Here is a 5,919-nt window from a genome sequence, read left to right on the forward strand (position 1 = left end):
CGGCGCGATGCAGCCGAGGCCCAGCGTCAGGAGCGGCTTGTCGCCGAGCGCACCCGTGAGCAGGCACAGGAACGCCAGCAGGTGCAGGACCGTGAGAAAGTGGCGGAGAAGTTCAGGACCATTGCCGGGAAGCGCGAGGCGGGCGGCCATGGCTATGGCGACCATAATAGCGACTGGAAGGCGACCCCGGAGGCGCTCCGCAAGGCGGTGGATGCCTATAACGGAGCGAACCAGCACACCAAGGATCTCTACATCGAGCGGATCCAGCGCGAACCCCAGATGGCGCGCGCGGTGGGCCAGTTGCTCCATGAGCGCGAGCTGGTCCTGCAACGTGATCGGGGGATGAGCTTATAAAGGGTGGTGCTCAACCTGTGCTGGAATGATTTTCACCGATAGCTGCTAGCAGCTGCTCACTTCAGATTGCCTTTCGCAAATTCGATAGAATCCTGAAATAACGCTGCCAGTACAACCGAAAGCTCCGTAACCTTCAACATATAAGGGCGAGCTGAAACGCCAGATATCGCTTCCGTGGCGTGCAACATCACAGTAATCATCTCATGATTGGAAAAGCCGCCGCCATCAGGGAACATGGCATCCATTAGATTGCGATATTCTAGGTATCGATTTCGATAGCGGGCTATCGATCGATCAAGATTCACATTCTGGCCGACCAAGTCTGCAAGCACATATTTTTGAAAACGGTCCGCAAAATCGGTATTACGATCTTTTGGTCCATATCTGAGATACAGATAGGTCAGAGAGGCAAGCGCGAAGTAAGCAGACTCCACAGGGTCTCCTACGCCGCAACCGATCTTATTATTGAGGACGGCATCTATTGTTGCGACCTGTGATGTAACATGCTGATTTGCCAATATGATCCGTTGGTCAGGCACATTCGGCAAACGGCCATCGATAGGCAAGAAATCAATCAACTCCTTGAAGTCTTCTGGACGGCTGAATTGTCTTTCGGCCAATGCTAGGCGAATTTCCTTCGAGGCTAAAGGGATTCCAAGGATTGATTTGGACCATTCTGTAATCGCTTCCCGCATTTGATCAGGAAACACCGGTACAGTTCTATTGGTCGCAGTAATAATCGGAGAAAACAATTTCTCACGGAACTTATAGCCCTTGGGCAAGAGATTCGATTTGCGGGGATGATACAAGTCAAGGAAAAGGATATCCCACTGCTCGCCATCGGCAGTTACGATCTCAAACACGTCAATATCGTCAATTGCACCGAGCCGATGCGCAAATATGAAATTGCCGTTATTAGACGCGAGTGACGATAGATATAATACCTCTCCGATTGGGCCGTTTACTGGTATTGGATTTTTGAAGGACCGGCCAAACTCTCCTTCGGCACCTTGGATCATATCGCATAATTCTCCGCGTTCCATTCTAAGCCTGATACTATCGGGCATTAAATGGTTTTGCTCTGCGTCGCTGATGAGAAATCGATCAAGCTTTGCGAAGACGGCATTTTTTGGATCGGGGCCGCGAGATTTTGAGCCGCCAAGTATCCGTTTTATCCAACTCATGCGGACCCCCTGCTATCTGAGTAGTGCAAAATCATTGACCGGCCAAGCTGAGCCATCTGTTCGTCCGTCAGTCAGTACAGGTCGTCATCTTCAATCTCCTCGCGGAGCCTAAATCAGATCGAACCTCTCATGCCTCATCGCCGCTAGGGCTGTCGCCCTGGCGGCTGAACAGGCGCGACCAGAAACCGCGCTGTGGAATAGGTTGAGGGGCAGCGCGCTGATCGGTCAGGGTAAGCCGTTGCGCCTGTTCTCGCCAAGCGTTCCGTTCTTCACGCAGTTCCGCAACCTGCTCACGCAACAGCCTGTTTTCAGCCTGTAAACCGGGGGTGTCACTACCTGTTATATCGGGCTGTAAAGGTTGCTGCACCTCATTTACAGGGGGCCATACGCGGAACAGTTCGACAGGCTCAATCCGCCACTCGCCATTATCTGACTTTTGGCCAGAAACTCGGCCTGTCTTGATTGCTTTCATGAGCGTTTGGCGGGTGACACCGACCTTTTCCGACGCTTCTCTTAGGGTGATACTCATAGTGTCACTCGCTGTTAAGTTGTCCTGTATAGTATCTATATACCGGTTGCATCATCATCGGGCGATGTATCGGATGCACGGAGTTTGTTACCTAGGCCCGTGACTAGTTGGGAGAGTTCCTCCTGCATCGCTGGGTCAGGTTCCGGCTGTTGGGTGGCAGGCAAGTCTGGTTCCATACCGTCAAGGAATGGCTGCGCTGGCGGGGGAGTGCCGGGGCCGCTTGGTAATTGGCGCTCATCTCGGAACAATGATGGCAAACGACGGAGCGGCGCCTGTTGGCCCAGTTCCTCAAAGTCAGGTTGTTCCGCTTCCGATATGATGACCGCAGCACTGAACAGCGAGTAGCGCAGGCCATCACGCTTACCCGACCATGCTACCCGATCATTGATGATGTGGGCATTTACGGTGCCATTTTCCCCAATCTGACGTATCTCTATCCAACGATCCTCGGCTAAAACATCCACGGCGCGTTGAACTGTGCGACGGCTGCATTTCATCAATGCTGCCAAGGTCTTTTGACTTACGACAACAGCATTATGCTCACCAACTCGTGCGGTTAGGATGTGCATTAGCTGGGCAGCTTTAGGGGCTTTCTCGATCAGACTAGCCCATGCTTCATGGGCTGCCCGCTCTGTTTGAACCCAGTGGCCTGGTGGTTGTCGCTTCACCAACTCGGACATTTTCAAAACCCTCCGCAGATGGCGCAGGGGTGCGCCATCCTTGTCCAATAATTTGACACGGATGGCGGTTTATTCGACTCATTTCAAGTCAATAAATTGGACAAAGAGTGTAAATAGATTGCCAAGGATGACGCAGGGGTGCGTCATAGCTGGTGACGCAGGGGTGCGTCATAGCTGGTGACGCACCCCCCCCTGCTAACTCGTTGATTTGGCTATGTGTTTTTTCCGTCCCTTCTATGTAATCTAAAGGGGGTGCAAGCGCGGACTTAAGCGCTAGCGAAGCAACCCCTTTAGAGCAGAACAAAAAGTGAACAGTGAGTGCCGCTAGTCGCGGCACGCGTTGGGCGTACTCGGATAGGAATCCTACCCCTTCCACGTTGCGCAATGCTGCAAGGTCCCAATTGGCTATCAGGGGGTGTAGGAGGCGATTTCCGGCTCGTAGAGCGCAGGGGAGCGGTTGGGGGCAGGTCTGTGCGATCCAAGGGCTTGGCGTGCCCTGACGGCACCAGAAGGGAAACCGGGCTGATGCCAGTTTCTACAGCTTCCAATGGGAATTAAGGGATTGTTTCCCATATTGGGAAATGGCATAGCCTGCTCATGAGGATCATCGCCCGCAAAAACATCGTAGCCTATTTTGCGACGCATCCCCTGACCCGTGCGTCATTGACACATTGGCTAGAGGTTGCAGAAAATGCGGACTGGTCTTCGACAATCGAAGTCATGGCCGATTTTTCAAAAGCAAAAACGGTGACGGCGGAACGGGTTAGATTTGAAGTGGCGGGCGGCGATCATAGAATGATCGTTGCGTTCCATTTCCGGCGAGGGATCGCTTTCATAAAGTTTATTGGGACACATGCTGAATATGACCGCATTGACGCCGTGACCGTCGATCAGTTTTGAAGGACAGGCAAATGGATATCAGACCTATCAGGAACGATGACGACCATCGGGCGGCGGTCGATGAAATCCGCGTTCTCTGGAGCGCGGAAGCGGGCAGCGCGGACGAGGATCGTCTCGATGTGCTGGCAACCCTGGTCGATGAATATGAGCGGAAGCGGTGGCCGGTCGACAAGCTGGACCCGGTGGAAGCGATTGAAGCGGCCATGGAGGCGGAAGGGCGCACCCGTGCCGACCTGGCGTCCCTGATCGGGCAATCGCGCGCGACCGAGGTTCTCGCTCGCAAGCGGGGGCTGACCCTCCACATGATCCGCAAAATCGAACGGGCATGGCATGTTCCCGCATCGATCCTTGTCCGCGAATATCAATTATCGCGCTAAATCAGGGCTGCTGCTCGTAGAGGGGCACCCACTTTCCTTTGCACGTCTGGGCTTTGGCGTCCCATTTGGCGGTGCATCCGTATAGCTGGCGCTCGATCTTGGGTTCCTGCGCCCAGCGATAGGCGAGGGCCGCGGCGAAGATCAGTCCCAGCCCGATGAGGGCGGCGGTGATCCATTCCTTCAGGCGATCCCACCAGACCCCTGCGCTGACCCGCTGAAGCTCCCCAGCGGCTCGGTGGAGGGCATTGACCCCCACGCCTGCCTGTGCGGTCCATTCGGCGCGCTGGTGGGCGTCCTGCTCGATCTTCTGGGCCAGTGCGGCGACCTGCTGGGCGACCCCTTCGGCCCCGGCCTTGCGCATGGCGTCGAGCAGGGTGCGATAGTCTGCGCCGGGATCGGAGGGAGGGGGAGCATCAAACTCGGCAGGGTCGAAGGGATCAGGCATCGGCGGGGCCACCCTTGAAGGTCCAGCCCTCGAACGCCTTCCGGTCCTGATCGCGGCTGATCCGGCTCATCAGGTCATTGAGGTGGGATTCCCATGCGGGGTCTTTCATGGCGGCATCGAGGAGCAGACCGCCGAGGATGATCTTGCGGCGGGCATCGGCCTTGCGGTTCAGGGTAGCGGCGCGGGCTTCCAATGCCTGCAATCGGGCCTTGGCCTGCTGGACCTTGCGACGGGCAGTTTCGATAGCCTCTGGCGTTGGAGCAGCCATGGTCAATCCTTTCGCTATGCGATACTGATAGCACCGGACCCGACCGAGCAAAAGAGAGGAAGGGCCCGACCGAGCAAAAGAGAGGAAGGGCGCACTTATGCAAACTTGCGTTTGCGTGCGTCAGGGGATACCCCTGAACCCCAGCGGGCTGTCGCCCGCGCCATGCTCCCGCATGGCAAGGTAAGGGCGCGGCGATGGCGAGCTTCCATCTTGCGGTAAAAACGATAGGCCGTTCCGCCGGTCGCAGCGCGACGGCAGCGGCAGCCTATCGTGCGGGTGTCGAAATCACGGACGAGCGCACCGGCCTCGTCCATGATTACACCCGCAAGCAGGGCGTCGAACATAACGCCCTTGTCGTGCCCGCCGACGCCCCGGCGTGGGCCAGTGACCGGGCCGTGCTCTGGAACGCCGCCGAACAGGCAGAGACGCGCAAGAACTCGACCGTCGCCCGCGAATATGAAATCGCGCTGCCCGCCGAGTTGTCGGCCGAAGCGCGGCGCGAGCTTGCGCTGGGCCTCGCACGGGAGATCAGCAAGCGGCATGGGGTGGCGGTGGACGTGGCGATCCACGCACCAGGTCGCGAGGGCGACCATCGCAACCACCACGCCCATCTGCTGACGACGACGCGGCGGATCGGCCCAGAAGGGCTGGGCGCGAAGACCCGCGAACTGGACCAGAAGACGAGCGGGGAGGTCGAGCGCTGGCGTGGCCGGTGGGCCGAGATGCAGAATGCGGCGCTGGAACGGGCGAACGTCCCGGAGCGGGTGGACCATCGCAGCCACCAGCGGCGCGGCATCGAGCAGGAGGCGACCGTGCATATGGGGCCGAGCGCGACGGCGATGGAACGCCGTGCCGAGCATCAGGCCATGCGGGAGGGGCGGGCCTATGAGCCAGTAACGATGGTGGGCCAGCACAACGCCGGCGTCATCGAGCAGCGGGGCCTGCGCCAGTATATAGAGCGGGGGACCGAGTGGCTGCGCGATGCAGGGCAGCGGATATCGGGCAGGCTGCATGCGTTCGCGGCCACCTTGAGCGGCGCGGTCGATCGCGATCGGCGCGATGCAGCCGAGGCCCAGCGTCAGGAGCGGCTTGTCGCCGAGCGCACCCGTGAGCAGGCACAGGAACGCCAGCAGGTGCAGGACCGTGAGAAAGTGGCGGAGAAGTTCAGGACCATTGCCGGGA

The 5,919-nt window shown here is 57.9% G+C and carries 8 protein-coding genes and 1 pseudogene; 4 read left to right on the forward strand and 5 right to left on the reverse strand.

Going from position 1 to position 5,919, the window contains the following annotated elements; genetic code table 11:
* Positions 1–354, forward strand: a pseudogene (locus tag QMG56_RS22875) (conjugal transfer protein TraA); the annotation flags it as partial.
* A gap of 56 nt (positions 355–410) precedes the next feature.
* Here QMG56_RS22875 and QMG56_RS22880 read toward each other — a convergent pair.
* From QMG56_RS22880 to QMG56_RS22890, 3 genes are all read right to left on the reverse strand, one after another.
* Entirely contained in the window at positions 411–1,538 is a 1,128-nt protein-coding gene (locus tag QMG56_RS22880; protein ID WP_281825181.1) for a hypothetical protein, read from the reverse strand.
* Between the two features lie 127 nt (positions 1,539–1,665).
* A complete protein-coding gene (locus QMG56_RS22885; RefSeq protein ID WP_281825183.1) occupies positions 1,666–2,067 on the reverse strand; it encodes a hypothetical protein in 402 nt (133 codons plus the stop codon).
* A 35-nt stretch (positions 2,068–2,102) separates the two neighbouring features.
* Positions 2,103–2,747 (reverse strand): helix-turn-helix domain-containing protein, encoded by a 645-nt coding sequence (locus QMG56_RS22890; RefSeq protein WP_062793240.1) that lies wholly within the window; start codon positions 2,745–2,747, stop codon positions 2,103–2,105.
* A gap of 597 nt (positions 2,748–3,344) precedes the next feature.
* On the opposite strand from QMG56_RS22890, the gene QMG56_RS22895 reads away from it, so the two are divergent.
* Together QMG56_RS22895 and QMG56_RS22900 are read left to right on the forward strand one after the other, a co-directional pair.
* Positions 3,345–3,647 carry a type II toxin-antitoxin system HigB family toxin gene (locus QMG56_RS22895; protein ID WP_281825186.1) on the forward strand — a complete coding sequence of 101 codons (303 nt, stop codon included), beginning with the start codon at positions 3,345–3,347 and terminating at the stop codon, positions 3,645–3,647.
* Between the two features lie 11 nt (positions 3,648–3,658).
* Positions 3,659–4,024 (forward strand): type II toxin-antitoxin system HigA family antitoxin, encoded by a 366-nt coding sequence (locus tag QMG56_RS22900; RefSeq protein WP_088181640.1) that lies wholly within the window; start codon positions 3,659–3,661, stop codon positions 4,022–4,024.
* 1 nt (position 4,025) lies between these two features.
* Here QMG56_RS22900 and QMG56_RS22905 read toward each other — a convergent pair whose 3' ends face one another.
* Positions 4,026–4,469 carry a hypothetical protein gene (locus QMG56_RS22905; protein ID WP_037467948.1) on the reverse strand — a complete coding sequence of 148 codons (444 nt, stop codon included), beginning with the start codon at positions 4,467–4,469 and terminating at the stop codon, positions 4,026–4,028.
* Positions 4,462–4,737, reverse strand: a complete 276-nt coding sequence (locus QMG56_RS22910) for a mobilization protein (RefSeq protein WP_087576036.1) — start codon at positions 4,735–4,737, stop codon at positions 4,462–4,464. The genes QMG56_RS22905 and QMG56_RS22910 overlap by 8 nt, the downstream gene beginning before the upstream one ends.
* Positions 4,738–4,931: 194 nt before the next feature.
* Between QMG56_RS22910 and mobQ the strand changes: the two genes are divergently transcribed.
* A partial coding sequence (gene mobQ / locus QMG56_RS22915; RefSeq protein ID WP_281825193.1) for a MobQ family relaxase occupies positions 4,932–5,919 on the forward strand: 988 nt, incomplete at its 3' end.

The sequence above is a fragment of the Sphingobium sp. BS19 genome, from assembly GCF_027925545.1.
Classification (GTDB): Bacteria; Pseudomonadota; Alphaproteobacteria; order Sphingomonadales; family Sphingomonadaceae; genus Sphingobium.